Below are 17,528 nucleotides of genomic sequence, written 5' to 3'. Positions count from 1 at the left end.
ATCGAATCTAAACCAATTCGTCAATGCCTCTTGTTCTACCCAAAAAACTTAAAAAAGCTTAAAATTGCTTGATTTTAAGACATTTCTTCTATGCTTAATTAAATCAACAAGAGAGAATCTTTTGATCTTTTTGAGTATCCCCCAAATCATATGATGCATTTATTGATGTCTATATCCCTATGGAAATAAACGGTAAGGCGTGATGATTTTGAAAATATTTTTTGCCTTTTGTTAAGAATACACAATAAAGTGCGCAATAATTTTAGGATTTAGCTTAAGAATGAGAGGAGGAAATGGATAGGACACCTGCGAACACACAAGATACCAAGGAAGAAACTCCACACACAAAACAGCGCATTTTACGAACGATCATGCATATAATTTCACTATAAATACGCAAAATATTAGTTGTGATATTCAAAATATTGATTTTTGAAATATTTCTTTGTCTTTTGTTCTTTCGTAGACTAATTATTCGCTTCTTATACTTTATAGCGGGTGGTTTTAGAATTCTTTTTTATATGTACAATATATTGATTTATAATGATAATATAGCATCATTCATATTAAATTAGAACTCTGAATAACGTAAGATTTTCTCATTTCAAATCTGTTTATCTTGAATCAATCAAAACCACCCGCTTGCACATCACAAGCGGAATGAGTGTGTGGAGAAAAACTGTACAAGAAATGACTAAAAATGGCTCTTATGAACCGTCTTAATGCAAGGTCTATCGCAACACCCACGAGCTGGCAAATATAATGATGGTGCCCGGCTTATTACTTCATAAGCGTAAAGATGGAGGTGCTCAATAGATTTACCATGAACAGCGTCGCAAAATAGGCTTGGATACCTTGAGAAATCTTTCTTTAAAACAAGAGTGTCAATGTGCAACACAATGGCGCTCTGTATCGGACTTGTAGCAGGAGGAAGAATACCATACCAACTAGACATACCATTGCTCATCACTAGCGCCATTATGTTCTTTAGCAACATAACTGCAGCTTGGTATTACGGTGTTCTCTTACTTCATCTCACACCTGCTGAATATGAGCTTATTCTTTTTCAATAAATGAAAGCCCTTTTCATTCATACATCATTCAACATAAGAAGCCATCCGCCTCTCAAACTTTTTGTCTTCCTCACCAAACTCATGAAATCAAACCCGCATCTCACGGTATTAGTTCTTAAGATCACGCCCCCTACCGAGTATCTGACGGCATCCTTACCCTAGAAACTCAAATGGCTTGTTTATCCTTCAGCTTCAAAATCATGAGATAAGGCAGAAAAAAGCGATGCCTTAAACAAAATATTCTAAAGAAAGCTAAGTTACTCGCATAAAGGAACAGAAAATGGCTGTGTCTTAGGTCACATTTTAAAACTTGAGCACGATCATAATTTATTTGCATAAACCTAAACACCTATAATTTGCACCACCCTCTGCAAAACTAAAAGTGAGAAATCCTCATAACCTCTTTTCCGAAAATCTTAAAAAGACTAAACGAAACCTCTTAAACTGCTCAACTATCTCGATATCAGTTCATTTTTTTGGAAGAACGGAGGTTTAAGCTGTTTTTGGCATCAACCTTCTTTTTTGTTCTTTTGTTTGTTAGCAAATATACTATTCACTTCCCCCGCCTCTTTTTAGATTAAATCTTAAGAATCGTCGCGCAGTATATTTCATTTGTTCTCCTCTTCACATCTCAGAAGACGAGAATTTTTAACAAAATTCAGTCTGCAAGCAATCTCATTCTAACGGGTTCCATTTAACTTCTCCTTAATAGGATTTACTTCCATAAGACTCGACAAGAAAGATTTAAAAATATTCATCATGCATTCTCAAAACATTTAATGCCTCAATAAGGCTTATATGCCTACCATATCTCACATGATGGGGTGCCCTATAAAACGTTCACCTCTAGTGGTACGCTCCACTTAATGAACAAAGCGTTTTCTAAAATAGAGCAGCAAATAATGCTAAACTTTTTCCATTCATGTTTCGCTTCATAAATGCTTCATCCAGTGGAAAGCATCACGAACAAACATGCCCCAATTGATAAAGCTTAATCGCGTGAAAGAGCGACAACAGGGTCAAGCCGTGAAGCTTGCCGCGCTGGAGAAAAGCCAAAACATATTCCTATGAGGGTTGAAAAAGTAAGAGACATAATGATCGATTCAATGGTATAGATAAGATGGATAGGTGCCTTAAACAGAAGAAACAAGCCACCGATAGAAAGCCCAAGCAAGATCCCCAAACCACCACCAATGACACAAACCAACACCGCTTCAATGAGAAACTGCTGCAAAATATCACTTTGGCGTGCACCAACTGCCATACGCACACCAATTTCATTGATCCGCTCAGAAACGGTGACCAGCATAATATTCATCACCCCAATACCACCTACAATCAGGGAAATCGCTGCAATTGAAGAAATTAAAAGTGTTAAGATATGTGTACTCTCCATGATACGTTCACGAAAGAATTCTGAATTTCTAATGAAAAAATCTTCTCCACCATGCCGCATAATGAGAAAACGTTTCACCATGTTTTCCGCTAAATGTGAATCGACATCATCAGCAATCCTAACAGTAATTGCACGAACTTCTGTTGTACCAAGAAAACGCGTTTGCACTGTTGTATAGGGCAAATAAAGCTGTAATGTATTTGATGCATTTCCATTTGCGTGATTTTGCGAATCAACAACACCAATAATACGCGCTGGAACATTACCCACATGCACCACTTTGCCAAGAGGGCTTTCATGGCTATGGGGAAAAAGAACAGACAATGCTTCTTTTTCAATCACGAGATCAACCGCCCGATCATGGACACTTTTTTGATCAAAAAACTGTCCTTTGAAAACTTTAAGCCCCTGTATCTGAAAGAATTGTTCTCCCACCCCCACAATGACAGCATTGACTTCAACTGCACCAAAACGCACTTTTGAGCTTGTTGAAATCTGAGGTGTTACACCAGAAACATAAGGTAACCCAGACAAGGCTTCTGCATCAGCTTCAACCAAACTGGTTATTTTTTCTGCTTGTGGATCAGAAAAACTTTTGCCAGGAAAAATGGTTAATGTATTAGCACCCAAACTTTTAAAATTTTCCAGAATTTTCTCTCGTGTACCATTCCCTAAAGCCACCATAGCAATAATCGCCCCAATACCGATAATCACCCCAAGCATTGTTAGAAAAGTCCGCATGCGATGTGCATTCATTGCCAACAGAGCCATCACAAACGCCTCACGGAATCGCTCAACAAAAGAACGAAAAAAGCCCAGTTTTTGTTGGCCTTTTAGATTTTGTTGTTCCTGAAGAGATTTTCCACCAACTTTTGTTTTTGCAACCCTTGACCGCTTATCAGCAATAATTTCCCCATCACTGATTTCGATAATACGCTCTGCTCTTTCAGCCACCTGCATATCATGGGTTACAATGATAATAGTACGTCCCTCTTGATGAAGTTCATCCAAAATATGCAATACTTCTTGCCCACTCTTTTTGTCCAATGCACCAGTTGGTTCATCTGCAAGAATGACCTCCGCATTATTCATGAGCGCCCGAGCAATAGAAACACGTTGTTGCTGACCACCGGACAGCTGATTTGGACGATGATTTATCCGATCACCCATGCCCAAACGTGTTAAAAGATCCTGTGCCCGCTGTTTCCTTGCTTCCACGGCACTTCCCGCATAAATAGCCGGAATTTCAACATTACCAAGAGCTGTCAATTCATTCAACAAATGGTAACGCTGAAAAATAAAACCAAAATGATTACGTCGCAAAGCCGACAATTCATCCGCAGAAAGGGAAGCTATTTCTTTACCAGAGATCCAATAACGGCCAGAAGTTGGGCGGTCAAGACAGCCTAAAATATTCATCAAGGTAGATTTACCTGAACCGGAAGCACCTACAATTGCCACCATTTCACCACGTTTAATGGTAAGATTGATGTTTTTCAAAACGGTAACAAACGCTTCGCCCGCAGGAAATTTGCGCACAATATTTTCCAAGACGAAGACAGCATCTGCTTGATTTGTGCTCATGCTTTAACTCTCGTCTTCGCTATGCATGTTAGAAGACTCGGGCATCAATCCATCAGACGAACTGGTGACGACGACATCACCCTCGTTAAGTCCTGAAATAATCTCTGCCATAACCTTATTATTCAACCCAACGCTCACCTGTTTAGTAACCAACTTATTTTCCCCCACCAAAACAGAAACCCATGCTTTACGCTCTCTTGTCTCATCGCGTAAAGCATTACTTGGAACCAACAAGACATTCTGTGCGCGCCCTAAGATAATATGAACTTGAGCAGTCATATAGGTTCGCAAAAAATTGTCCGCATTATCAACATGTAGAATTCCATTGTAATAGATAGCCGATGATATTAAAGCACTAGAACCACTCACCATACCAGGATTAATACTCACATCAGCACGAATTGTTTCAGGAGCCGGCTCTACTTTTTCTAAAACGCCTTCATAACGACGCTGTGAATTACCTAAAACTGTAAAATAAAGTGGTTGTCCAGCTCGGACTTTAAGAATATCTGCTTCTGAGATTTGCGCCTTAATCGTCATCTTTGATAAATCACCCAAAATAACAATTGTTGGCGCCGACTGAACCGCATTCACATTCTGCCCTTCTTCCACAACTGTTGCCAAAACCGTTCCCGCTGCAGGGGCAGTGATGCGTGTATAACCTAAATTAACCTCTGCACTCTCCACATCAATTTGTGCTTGCACAATCTGCTGACGAAGTTGTTCAATTTGCGCCTCGCGTATTTTCACCTGTGTCGCAGCCTCATCGAGGTTCGCCCGTGAAATCGCCCGTGTTTCAATCATTTTTTTCTGACGCTCTAAATTTTTCTGTGCAAGAGAAAGATAGGCTTCTTGTTCTACCAAACTCGCATAATAATGCGATAATGCTGCTTTTTTTCTTTTTAAATCATTTTCCTGATCTGTAGGATCAATTTCTGCCAAGAGATCGCCTTCTTTCACAACACTTCCAGGGGAAACATGCATTGACACCACACGCCCTGTTGCTCGCGCACCAACAGCCACCAACCGGTAAGGACGTACAAGACCAGAAGCTAAAACACTTTCCTCAATATCCCCACGTTTCACCACCGCTGTTATATAAGTTGGAGTAGATGTTCCAAAAAAAACAGAACGTAACCATAACAGCAAGAGAATGAGAAATATAGCAGTTAAAAAGAAGGAAAGTTTTTTGTGTTTTGTAATGAAATTTTTGAGTAAGTTTTTTTTCATTTCCCTACCTTTGCACGCGAACGAGGTGCATTATCAACGACTTCTGGACGCGATACATCAACAACGCCATCCCAGCCCCCCCCCAATGCTTTCATCAACGTGATATATTGCGTAACCAAAGAAACACGGCTATCTTTAAGCGCCATTTGTGCAGAATAATAAGAGCGATCAGCATTTAACAATTCAAGAAAACTAGTATTTCCATTCTCAAAAAGGTTCCGTGAAAGTTTTAAGGAATGAAGAGAAGCTTTATTCGCAACGATTAGCTTTTCTAAGCGTTGATGTTCCTTCGTTAATCTTACAAGCGCATTTTCTACATCTTCTAAAGCTTCCAACACAGCAGCTCGATAAGTAATAAAAGCTTGATCACGCTGCGCGCGCGCTACCGCAATAGAAGCCTCGACCTGACCTCCATTAAAAAGAGGAAAACGAAGACCAGGTCCAAAAGACCAGCCAATCGTTGAATTTTTCCATAATTGATCAATTGCCGTTGCTGCTGTCGAAATATTACCTGTTAAAGTAAGTGATGGATAACGATCTGCTTCACGTTGACCAATCCGTGCTGTCGCTTGCGCATATTGACGCTCTGCCCGTCGCAAATCTGGACGTGTTAACAAAATATCGGCTGGAATTCCTGCTGGTATCGGCCAGCGTGGTTGTGGAATCTTTGCATGCTTAGCATTTTTTTGTAAAAGATCCTTCAATGCCGTAGGCACACGACCAGTTAAGACAGAAAGGCGATGAACGCTCATTGCTAAATTCGCTTCCATCTGTGATATATCTGCTTCTGTATTTGCCATTTGTGCTTGCGCATTTGAAACATCAAGCTCAGAAACATCACCAGCTGTTAATCTAGCGCGCATCAGTTCATAAGTTTTACGTTGTGATACAGCAATTTGCCGCACAATAAACAACTTTTGTTGCCAGCCACGCATTTGCACATAATTTGTTGCCACATCTCCTAGTAATGTCACCATGGTAGCGCGCATATCTTCCACAGCCGCATCAAGGCCATAACGCGCCGCTTCAACCGCACGTTTATGCCCACCAAAAAAATCAAGCTCCCAGCTTGCATCAAAACCACTACTATACTGGTTGAACAATGCATCAGACTGTCCAGAACGACTACGGGTTCCTGAAATTGAATTGGACACATTTGGCAAAAGAGTTCCCACAACCTGTCCTAAACCCGCACGCGCCTCACGTACCCGAGCTTTGGCAACAGCAACATTATTATTTCCAGAAATCGCGTAATCCATTAACGCATCTAGAACAGGATCATTCAAATGCCGCCACCATCCGGCAAGCGCAATGGGCTGCCCTGCAGTCTGTGCAGATTTTTCTCCCCAAACTGCTGGAACACGAAAAGATGTTTTCTGGTAATTAGGACCAACCATACATCCTGACAAAAGCAAACACAACAAGACACTAAAAAATAATCCACGAGAAGCGCCCCATTTGAGATTTCTGATATACATCCAGTCTCCCGCATTCTTTCAGAATCATTATTTAATATTAATACTTTATTTACCTCTTATTTCAAACTTGACGTGAAAAATCAAATACAGTTTGCACAGGAATATGATCTGAAGGACGTTCCCATCCGCGCGCATCACGAAAAATCGAAAGATCTACAACAAAAGGGGCTAAATCTTGAGAAGACCAAACATGGTCAAGCCGCCGCCCATAATCGGTAAATGCCCAATCGCGAGCACGATAACTCCACCATGTGTAAAGCTTGGTAGGAACAGGAATATGCAACCGCATCAGATCAACCCATCCACCTTGACAACACAAATCCTGTAAACGCTCGGTTTCAATGGGAGTATGGCTTACAACCTTCAACAATTGCTGATGAGACCAAACATCCTCTGCCAAAGGAGCAATATTTAAATCTCCCACCAAAAGAGAAGAAAGACCATCGCCTTGATCCGCACGAATGGAGGACATTCCTTCTAAAAAATCAAGCTTATGACGAAACTTTTCATTCACATCAGCATCAGGGATATCTCCCCCAGCAGGAACATAAAAATTATGAATCCGCAAGCTTCTCCCATGGGCTTCCACAATAACTGAGATATAACGGCAATCTTGGTTTTGACAAAAAAAACGTTTTTCTACCTTTTTAAAAGGCAAACGAGAAACAATAGCCACCCCGTTATAAGATTTTTGTCCACTCAATGCGATATGCTTATAACCCGCTGCTTCAAAAGCCTCCACTGGAAATAAAGCATCTGGACATTTTGTTTCCTGTAGACACAAAACATCTGTGGAAAAGAGTTCCAAATACTGAAAAACCTGTGCAAGACGCAAACGAATAGAATTAATATTCCAAGTCGCAATACGAAAGAACATTTGTTTTAATCCCAATGACGTAACACTCTTTCTTCATTTCTTCGAAGGAAGTGCAAACATCCCATTAGCGAACCGGACGTCTGTCCGCACATTCATAATCTGCACAGTAGTTTCCAAATTTTGTTGGTCAACAATTGTCCACTGTCGCAAAGCAGAGCCTTTAGAATCAAAAACCATCCTTATTTGCCCTGCCCCAATCGTTTTATCACGCAGAACAATCGTTACAGCCCCTGGATCTTCGCGAAATGCGAACAAGCGCCCAGAAGATACATCAATTTTATCATCCAACAAAAATTTCATTGGCGTTTGCGAAAGTTGTGAAAAGTTCCAAGTATTCAAAGCCCGATTGTTAATACCCACAAATTGGCCATCTGAAATAATCTGTAAAGGCATTTTTTTGTAAATGAAACGAATTTTCCCTGGGCGCTCTAAATAAAATGTCCCCTGAGACATTTTTCCCTTTGGACTAAACTGAATAAAATCACCTGTCATTGTTTTGATTGCCGCAAAGTGATTCACAACATTTTGCGCCTTTATCACTTTATTAGATGCTTGCGAAAAAACAGGAACAGTTAAACACCAAAAGACAATAATTCCCACCAACCCAAAGACTCTTCTTTGCAGTAAAAAAGACGTTTTCATAAAAAATGCTCCCAAGCAATACTTAATTGACTTTATAATTCATAACTTAAGTGATCAACGACGAATAAATACTCTTCTTTATAAGATAAAGATATTGTTTGAAAAAAATATCAAAAGATTTTTAAAAGTATTCTTCTTCGACAGTCTCCAAAACTTTTCGCTTATCTATATCATTAGCTGGACTAATGGTGCCTTCTTCTTCCATCCTTTCGATCAATGTGGCGGCACGATTATAACCAATGCCTAAACAACATTGAATATAAGAAGTTGAAGCCTTACGATCACGAAGCATAATAGCAACAGCTTGACAATAGGAATCATCTGCTAAAGAAAAAGCTAAAGAAACATCCTTTTTTATTTCTTGCGGTATCGTTTCCAAATAACCAGTCTGCGTTTAAGTTTCCGAAATCATCAAATTTTCCTGCTTTTCTGCTGATTTTCTAAACGCATAATATATTCTTTCCCACCCCTAATCTATGAAGCAACATAAATTATAGTCAATACATAATGGATTAAGGACTAAACATATTACTCGCGAACCTGAAAGCTCTTTTAAGTGTCAAAAATGTTTTTTTGACTTCCTTCCCACCCAAAAGAATAAAAATCTTCATCCGAACCACTCTGTAAACAGTTTGGAGTTTAGCAAATTTCACTTAGCTTCCCACCCCATATAATTCATTTATATTAAGACTCGACAGATCAGCCTTGCCCTAAATATTTAGAGCGCACTTAAAAAGACACTTAAATACCAAACCTTACATGCTTTTACCCCCCTCTACACTCGCAATGACATTATTTTATACCAAGATATTGATTTATAACAATTTATCTTTTTAACTTAAATCATAACGCCAAATACAATAAGATTCTCTCATCACATACTCTCTCATATTAAATCAATTCAAATCATTTGCTTGCACATTACAAGCAAGGTTGGTGTATGGATAAAAGTTATATAAGATAAAGAATCCCCTTATAAGGAGTCTTAAGTACCAAGGAGCTATCGCAAATTGAGAGCTGGTATATGAAAATGCAGACTTTCTACGATACAATAGGATAAACACTTATTTTATAAGGTATTATAAAAAACAACTATAAAGATTTTTCAAAAGCGCTCTTCTTCAGCAGGCACTAAAATTTCTCGTTTCCCTGCGTGATTTGCTGGACTAATAATACCTTCTTCTTCCATCCTCTCAATCAATGTCGCAGCGCGGTTATAACCAATGCCTAAACGGCGTTGAATATAAGAGGTTGAAGCCTTACGATCACGAAGCACAATAGCAACAGCTTGACTATAGGGATCATCTTCTGAAGGAGAAGACAAAGAAACATCAGCACCATCCTCTTCAACTTCTTGCGTAATTGTTTCTAAATAATCAGGTCGTGCTTGCTCTTTGAGATGCGCAACAACCTGCTCCACTTCATCATCCGCAACAAAAGGCCCATGCACACGCTGAATACGTCCTCCTCCCATCATAAAGAGCATATCTCCTTGTCCCAATAATTGCTCGGCCCCCTGTTCGCCTAAAATTGTTCGGCTATCAATTTTTGAACTCACAGAAAAAGAAATACGTGTAGGAAAATTGGCTTTGATCGTCCCAGTAATAACATCGACGGAAGGACGCTGTGTCGCCATAATTACATGGATACCGGCAGCACGTGCCATTTGTGCTAAACGTTGAACCGCTCCTTCAATATCTTTACCAGCAACCATCATCAAATCAGCCATTTCATCAATAATGACAACAATATAGGGCATAGGACTAAAATCAAGTGTTTCCGTTTCATAAAGAGGCTCACCAGTCTCACGATCAAATCCAACTTGAATTGTCCGCACCATTGTCTCTCCCTGACTTGCAGCTTCCCTAAGACGTGCATTAAACCCATCAATATTACGAACGCCTAGTTTTGACATTTTACTATAGCGCTCTTCCATTTCACGAACAGCCCACTTTAAAGCAATCACGGCTTTTTTAGGATCCGTCACCACGGGTGTTAATAAATGGGGAATGCCATCGTAAACCGAAAGCTCAAGCATTTTCGGGTCCACCATAATGAGACGACATTGTTCAGGTGTCATACGATAAAGCAATGATAAAATCATTGTATTGATAGCAACAGACTTTCCCGATCCTGTTGTACCAGCAACCAAAAGATGGGGCATTTTTGCTAAATCTGCAACAACAGCTTCCCCCCCGATTGTCTTACCCAAAGCAAGTCCTAGCTTGGCTTTGCTGTCAATAAATTCTTGCGCCTGCAACATTTCTCGTAAATAAACCATCTCACGCTTTGCATTAGGCAGTTCTATTCCAATAACATTACGTCCTGGAACCACCGCAACACGCGCCGAAATCGCACGCATCGAGCGTGCAATATCATCTGCCAAACCAATGATACGGGAAGACTTAATGCCTGCTGCCGGTTCAAATTCGTACAAAGTTACCACCGGTCCAGGACAAGCATCTATAATTTTTCCTTTGACTCCAAAATCTAACAAAACCCCTTCAAGCTCCTGAGAATTTGCTCTTAAAACAGCAGGAGAAAGTTTTGCATCCTTAACAGACGGTGGTGGAACCGAAAGATAATCTACAAGAGGAAGAACAAAACCACCCTTTGAAGAAGCTGTTAAAAACTTTCGATTTTTAACAGGAGAAACATAGGCTTTATTTTGATTTTCCTCACACTTTACTTTTTCACCTAAAAAAGTTGGCTCAATCCGATCAAATGGCTTTCCTTGCCCTTTACTCTGAAAACGCCTTTTGAAACAGAATAAACGAAAAAAACGCGCTTGTAAAAAATAAAAAAGATGCAAAAGAGCGCCACAAGTTGTCGCAAAAAAACCATGATTTTCACGATCCTCCTCTGCGGCATATTCCGTATCTTCTTCCAACTCAAAGACTGGATTAACGATTTCGTCTTTTGGAATGCTTTTTTCTTTTCTTTTCTTTGTTCGACGCCGCCATATCACATTACCAGCAAAAGCAGCGGTGAAAAAACCTAAAAGAATAAAAACAACACTGAAAAACACCGTGTAAGGAGGAGAAAGAAAAAGAGGAAAGACTGAAGAAGCAACACTTAAAACTTTATCTCCTAAAACCCCTCCCAATCCCATTGGCAATGGCCAATAAGTAAAAGAAGCAACAGGTGACATAAGGGCAAAAGCAATTAAAAAACAAATCGTTGATAGCACCCATAAAAAAAAGCGCAAAGTCAAATTGTAGATATTCTTTTGCGCCAACAAGAGAAAAGACCAAAATAACGGTGGCAACAAAACAGAAAGACTGGCCAAGCCAAAAAACTGCATAATAAAATCTGAAAAAATTGCCCCCATCCACCCCATAAGGTTTGTAACCTCATTTGTACTTGCATGGGTTAAAGATGGGTCCGCAACATTCCACGTCGCCAAAGCAAACACACAAAAAATAATAAAGCCCAAAAGCCCGAGCCCAATAAATACTCCTATCTGACGTAAAAACATCTCAATAAGACGCGAACCTTGAGAATTTCGCACTTCTAATGAATCATAAGGAGAAGAACTTCGGTGCATCTATCAATTCCAAATACAAAACTTTCATATTTTAAAGAGTTATAACTCCCTCTCTCTCTAAAAAAGCATGAAGCTTAAACTCTGTGCCGATTTGTAAACAAATAGCCTGTAAACAATCCGACTTCTTATCTAGCGTGTTCTACCTCTAACCACTTTATATCATTCATATACCCACCACCCTAAGAGACAATCCTTCATAAGGCGCACAAAAAGCTCTCCCTGAATATTTATCACACGATCAACCAAAAAACACCTCATGTGTAAAGTGTTACATGGGTGCTATAAGCACCTTCCTAAACAAATAATATTTTTTACGCTACATCATGATAACGGCAAAATATGAATACTGTTTTAACCATCACGAATGACCACAATTTTTATCTATTTTTATCTATCATACTAACGAAATAGCCCCCTTCAGGACAAGCATACTGAAGTAACTCACACAACTTAAAAAATACACGACCATCTTTGTTTATTTTTAGTTTTCTTTTTTATCAACCAAGTGTAAAAAGAATTGAAGAAGATATTAAAAAAAGCTTATCCGATAAATCTGTAAGATGAATCACATAAATGATTAAGCAGAAAAACTCTGAAAAACCAATCTGTCATCAGATTGGCGCTAAAAAGAAACCTCGTTTTTGTAAAGCAGAGAGAAAAGTAAAGGTTAAGATATTTTAGGCAATGTAAAAAGATATTCTTTTTAAAAGAAAGCAAACTATAAACAATGGAAGAAGTATTGTGTGTTCTAATCGCAATAAAAACGTACAACCCAATAAAAAAATTAAATCTCATAAAACTAAACAATGTGATCTGCTCATTGCCGGAGGGGCAGCTGTCGGTTTAACCTTAGCGATAGCACTCAAGCAAACAGCCCCTAATCTGAAAATAAAAATCGTTGATGCTGCTCCACAAGGAGATCCCCCTGCTTCTAACATACGAACCATTGCCCTTGCTGCTGCTTCTATTCGTATGTTAAAACAATTACAATGTTGGGAACCTATAAAACCCTATGCGCAACCCATTCATTCAATGATCATCACAGATACAAGCACAAATGATCCTGTCAAACCCACTCTTTTAACCTTTGAAGGCGACATTAATCCCGGCGAGCCCTTTGCTGCTATGGTAGAGCATAGAGAACTCATCAACACTTTAAAAAAACGTGTCAAAGGTCTCAATATCCCTGTTATTACAAACACCCGTGTCATTGATTTTCATCAAGAAGATCAACATACAACCGTCACTTTAAATAATGAAGAGGTTTGGCAAACAAAATTGCTTATTGCAGCTGACGGAGCCCATTCGAAATTACGCCAAAAAGCTGGTCTGAAAAATTTTTCTCATCCCTATAAACAAACAGCAATCATCTGCACAGTTGAACATGAAAAACCCCATAATGGTCAAGCAATTCAACATTTTTTACCTGCTGGCCCTTTCGCTCTTCTCCCTCTCAAAGGCAACCGATCCGCTATTGTGTGGAATGAAGATCATAGAACTGCGCAATATTATCTCAAAGCTGATGCACTTATTTTTGAAACAGAACTCGAAAGACGCATTGGCCATCGATTAGGTAAACTCTCTTGGGATGGCGAACGTCAAGCTTTTCCTTTGAGCCTTTCTTTAACACGTCAATGCATTAAACCACGTTTTGCTCTTGTTGGCGATGCCGCCCATACCATCCACCCCATTGCAGGACAAGGACTCAATTTAGGATTACGCGATAGCGCTGCGCTGGCTGAAGTGATTATTGAAACAGCACGACTAGGTCTTGATATTGGCTCCCTCATAGCTTTAGAGCGCTATCAAAGCTGGAGACGTTTTGAAATTGTCCGTATGGCTTTAAGCAATGATTGGCTTAATAAACTCTTTTCTAATGATAACCTTCTTTTAAGGATGCTCCGCGATACCGGCCTTGGAATCATTAATCAAGCACCAAAAATAAAAAAATACTTCATTCAAGAAGCTGCCGGACTCACTCCAAATGCCCCACGTCTTCTACACGGCTTCCCACTTTAAACAAAAATTCATACTATTTTATAACCTTTGCCTCCCTCCTTCAAAGAACAAAAAATTCCTATCTCATCTAATCTGTTTGCAAACCGGATTCCTGTCGAGTAATTTTCTCTTGCCTTCCTCCCCCCATATTTCACTCCACATAAGACTCGACAAGCAAGCTACATTTTAAGAATACTCACCATACACTGAAAAAAACATTTAATGTCTCAAAGAGGTTGCCTTATATCACCACACCTTTAAAGGAGCCATTTCACAGCATAATAAAATAAACAAGACATTTTAGCACACAACACTTTTCTTTATAAATAATAAATTCATTATTCTCATACTGAGTGAGAAATCTAAAGATCATAAAATACCCTTATTTCAAATCTCTCTCATGTTGAAGCAATCAAAATCATTCGCTTGCACATCACAAGCGAAAGTGTCGTATAAATAAAACAATTAAACAAAGCGACAAAAGCCTCCCTCTCTCAAGAACTAAGGACTTTAGCAATATTGGAGGCGAGTAAAGTATATAATGGCACCGGCTTATACTTTTTATTGAAGTAAAAATGGTGGTGTACAATGGATTTTATATGCTCATAGAGACTTTTACGTTATACTATTCACGAGAAGCGCTATAAAATAAGCTTAGTTGCATTGAAAAATTTTTCTTTTAAAAAAGCGTGTAAATTGGAAACATAAATGTATTCCGTTTGGGGCATTCTGCTTCTCAGACAAACTCTTTAACTTATTGTGGAATACCACACGACTTTAGAAAAAATATTCCAATATATAACAAAGTATTCCGTACTCTATACCATCACACACAATTGTAAAACCGCATATCATCCCCCTATTTCACACCATAAAAGAAGATAAACTTCAATAGAAATAATCCAATCCTTTTATTTTCAAATACGCTCTTTATTCATTATTCATAAACGCTCATAAATGAATTTTAATCACAAACGCTCAGAAATATGTCATAAATTCTATAAAACCCATAACAGCCATAGAAATTTTCCATTTTCTACACACTCACTCATCTCAACTAAACGAACGATAAATAAAGTAAATGCCTCATATATAATCTTACAGAAAAAATACCAAACAAAATCTATAACATCAGGCTTGTTCTACAGAACAGTATTCCAAAAATATAAGTATGCTAATTTATTAACACATTAATTGATAAAATTATCATTTTACATATTGAGTTAAAATCCCTATGCAATAAATTATTCTCATTTCGACCATTTTTGTAAATAATCAATAAAACTATTTATTTACATAGACTAAAAAGAGCAACGTTAATGAAACGATAAAAAGAAGTAAAATATCCCCCCTCTCTCACATGCCAAAAGCAATTACAATATTCCAATCTGGCATCATCATTATTCTTACCAGATTATAACAACAATACCTTTTGCATTTAAATAAACTTTTTCACGCTCCCTATCATTGTATTTGGTAACTCAATACTTTAATATATTCGTTCAGTATATTTATACAATTAAATTACCCAAAAGAGCATACTTCTTGCATTTACATTCCTTGGTATTCCCTTATCTTGTAAAGATCGCACACGTGTTACGTTACTTCGAGTTCATCAAGTGTATACCCATTCTCCAACCACTCTTTAATCCACTTAGGTCTACGTCCACGCCCATTCCATAATTCCCATTGGTTATTGGGATTTCTATAATGGCGCTCTTTGCTCACAAGATCAGCGATATCAATTCCATGGGCATTAGCAATTTCAAGAATTTTTCGTCGCGCATTTTGCTTTTCCTTTGCTTGCCGTTTTTTTAATTCCACATCGATTTGTGTACGCATCTCTTGTAGTTCATCAAAATTCATATTTTTGAGATCATTCACCTTAATTACTCCCCTTGCAAAAAAGAATTTCTTTTTGCCATATTTTAAACACAATTATAGACAATTTCTGTCCATTTATTATCGAAATTAAAATTACGATACATATATCACTTTGACGGAGATGTGCTTTGAACCACAAAGAGCTGTTTATTGGTATATCAATTACCACCACTGCATCTTTTTTCAGTTCAATTGCTGGAACTACTAAATGCAGTGCTCAAGCGCCATCACACCTCTCTGACTCTTATGAATCAGTAGTCAAAAGTAAATATAAATCGTCACTCTATAAGTTATGGCAATACGCAACAAAGAACAAGCCCTCTCTGTATAATGATAGTGTAGTTCATTATGACAAGAAAACCTCCCCTCATACACAACGGCTTTTTACTTCGTATAAATTTTTTTTGAAAAGATTTTTGCAACTAGAGAATTATATAAAACAAGCAGCTTCAATACAGTATCAAAGATTATTATTTTTTAAAAGCAGCGCCTTTCTTCGTGATTCCAATAATATTGGTTGGCGTAATGTGCTCTATTTTATTCCACACTTTTATCTTGTTGGTTGGGTATTCGCATATATTAGAAATATTCTTAGAAGAGAACAAAGCAATAATCACAAAGAATATTCTAAGCTAAACAATCTCATTCTGCAAATTTATAAAATCAAAAAACAACGAGAAAATGTACTACAAAGAATTAGCATTTGTATTAATAAAATTCTTCATAATAAGGTGTATTGCTAATGATTGTTCCAGATTTCACATTTTTTGCTGCTGCATACATATCCAATACGCCTCCCATAACATTTTCAGTTATCGCCGAACAAGAAGCGCGGGACAATGTCTATGTAACAGATGATAAAGATAACTTCTTCTATCAATCATCTCAGTTTAAGGAAACAATCGCAACAGCTAAACAGAGTGAACATAATTTTAACATAATTTTAGGGCAAATTGATGTTGGGAATGTGAAATTGTTTTCTCTTTTTGATGCGTTTGATTTTTGCAGAAATATTACAGCTGTACAAAGCGCTTTAACTTACTGCTATGAACAAACAACATCAAAGTGCATCTTTGAAAAAGCGACTTTGCAGTCTGTGCTGAATTTTTACAATACAGAAAACTCAAACCACGCCCGTATGCAAAAAATTACTTCATATATTGGAGTAAAAGCTGCTGTACGAGGAAATGAGGGCTTGCAGGAGCCTATAAAGCTTAAAAAAGAAGAACCAGAACAGACAACTAAAGTAGATTCTCTTCCTCTCTCTTCAAAAGGAGAAGAAGATGCATTTACACATAAAGAAAGTAGCGCCCACGATGCTTTTTCAGCTGAAGATTTTTCTTCATCGAGAAGATCACTGAGTGATGACTGATATTTTCACGAAAATCCAGAATTTTGATAGGATATTATAATGAAAGGTAGATAAGAAAATGTTAAAGCTCTAATTAGTAAGATTGAACAAAATCTATTCTAATTGAGGGCAACGATAATGAAAATGATAGAACAAAACAGCGTTGATATAGCATTTAGTCAAAAAGCAGCACGTGAGATTACAGTCGTGATGCTTTCAGAAAGGGAATGGTATTTTACGTTTATTTCCGATGATCCAATCACCGGAAAGCCAAATAAATATACGTTACTTACACAAAGAGGAAAACTAAGAACTTGGGCTGATCCAAAATATCTTTTTAAGTTTCTTCATGAAAGAGGGGTCATTTGTGGGAGTTTTAATCTTAATCAGGATAAAGAACATGAAACAATTAAATATTCTTCACACAACAGCTCGTAATAAAATTGCTGCATTTTCTGCAGCTTTAAC

At 38.0% G+C, this 17,528-nt stretch carries 12 protein-coding genes and 1 pseudogene; 5 read left to right on the top strand and 8 right to left on the bottom strand.

The features are described 5' to 3' along the window. The first annotated feature begins 899 nt into the window (after positions 1-899). A complete protein-coding gene (locus ACFIQE_RS03160) occupies positions 900-1,073 on the top strand; it encodes a hypothetical protein (protein WP_375707262.1) in 174 nt (57 codons plus the stop codon). Between the two features lie 991 nt (positions 1,074-2,064). On the opposite strand, the gene ACFIQE_RS03155 is transcribed toward ACFIQE_RS03160, so the two are convergent. The 7 genes and pseudogenes from ACFIQE_RS03155 to ACFIQE_RS03125 form a co-directional block, all read right to left on the bottom strand. After that, positions 2,065-4,053 carry a MacB family efflux pump subunit gene (locus tag ACFIQE_RS03155; RefSeq protein ID WP_375621029.1) on the bottom strand — a complete coding sequence of 663 codons (1,989 nt, stop codon included), beginning with the start codon at positions 4,051-4,053 and terminating at the stop codon, positions 2,065-2,067. 3 nt (positions 4,054-4,056) lie between these two features. Further along, on the bottom strand, positions 4,057-5,283 hold the full coding sequence (locus tag ACFIQE_RS03150; RefSeq protein ID WP_375621030.1) for an efflux RND transporter periplasmic adaptor subunit: 1,227 nt from the start codon (positions 5,281-5,283) through the stop codon (positions 4,057-4,059). After that, entirely contained in the window at positions 5,280-6,761 is a 1,482-nt protein-coding gene (locus ACFIQE_RS03145; RefSeq protein WP_375621031.1) for an efflux transporter outer membrane subunit, read from the bottom strand. Before ACFIQE_RS03145 ends, ACFIQE_RS03150 begins: the two co-directional genes overlap by 4 nt. 61 nt (positions 6,762-6,822) lie before the next feature. Then, on the bottom strand, positions 6,823-7,638 hold the full coding sequence (locus ACFIQE_RS03140) for an exodeoxyribonuclease III (RefSeq protein ID WP_375621032.1): 816 nt from the start codon (positions 7,636-7,638) through the stop codon (positions 6,823-6,825). Positions 7,639-7,671: 33 nt separating this feature from the next. After that, positions 7,672-8,280: an outer membrane lipoprotein carrier protein LolA gene (locus ACFIQE_RS03135; protein ID WP_375707261.1), complete on the bottom strand. Its 609-nt coding sequence runs from the start codon at positions 8,278-8,280 to the stop codon at positions 7,672-7,674. Between the two features lie 121 nt (positions 8,281-8,401). Further along, positions 8,402-8,662 (bottom strand): annotated as a pseudogene (locus ACFIQE_RS03130) (DNA translocase FtsK); the annotation flags it as partial. Positions 8,663-9,385: 723 nt separating this feature from the next. Then, the gene (locus tag ACFIQE_RS03125) at positions 9,386-11,827 is read right to left on the bottom strand and encodes a DNA translocase FtsK 4TM domain-containing protein (RefSeq protein WP_375707260.1); all 2,442 of its coding nucleotides are present in this window, start codon (positions 11,825-11,827) and stop codon (positions 9,386-9,388) included. 741 nt (positions 11,828-12,568) lie between these two features. On the opposite strand from ACFIQE_RS03125, the gene ACFIQE_RS03120 reads away from it, so the two are divergent. Next, positions 12,569-13,846: a ubiquinone biosynthesis hydroxylase gene (locus tag ACFIQE_RS03120; protein ID WP_375707259.1), complete on the top strand. Its 1,278-nt coding sequence runs from the start codon at positions 12,569-12,571 to the stop codon at positions 13,844-13,846. Positions 13,847-15,421: 1,575 nt separating this feature from the next. Here the strand turns inward: ACFIQE_RS03120 and ACFIQE_RS03115 are convergent. Next, complete coding sequence (locus ACFIQE_RS03115) at positions 15,422-15,709, bottom strand: H-NS family nucleoid-associated regulatory protein (protein ID WP_015857007.1); 288 nt, start codon at positions 15,707-15,709, stop codon at positions 15,422-15,424. 128 nt (positions 15,710-15,837) lie between these two features. Between ACFIQE_RS03115 and ACFIQE_RS03110 the strand changes: the two genes are divergently transcribed. The 3 genes from ACFIQE_RS03110 to korA all read left to right on the top strand — a co-directional run bounded on the left by ACFIQE_RS03110 (position 15,838) and on the right by korA (position 17,498). Then, positions 15,838-16,452 (top strand): hypothetical protein, encoded by a 615-nt coding sequence (locus tag ACFIQE_RS03110; protein WP_375640656.1) that lies wholly within the window; start codon positions 15,838-15,840, stop codon positions 16,450-16,452. After that, complete coding sequence (locus ACFIQE_RS03105; RefSeq protein WP_375673644.1) at positions 16,452-17,081, top strand: TrwN protein; 630 nt, start codon at positions 16,452-16,454, stop codon at positions 17,079-17,081. Before ACFIQE_RS03110 ends, ACFIQE_RS03105 begins: the two co-directional genes overlap by 1 nt. A gap of 117 nt (positions 17,082-17,198) precedes the next feature. Continuing rightward, on the top strand, positions 17,199-17,498 hold the full coding sequence (gene korA, locus ACFIQE_RS03100; protein WP_015857010.1) for a KorA family transcriptional regulator: 300 nt from the start codon (positions 17,199-17,201) through the stop codon (positions 17,496-17,498). Positions 17,499-17,528: the final 30 nt, after the last annotated feature.

The organism is Bartonella sp. AA1HLJMS, assembly GCF_042197445.1.
Classification (GTDB): Bacteria; Pseudomonadota; Alphaproteobacteria; order Rhizobiales; family Rhizobiaceae; genus Bartonella.
The sequence above is the reverse complement of the archived record's forward strand: the minus strand, read 5'-3'. Positions and strand labels throughout refer to the sequence as shown.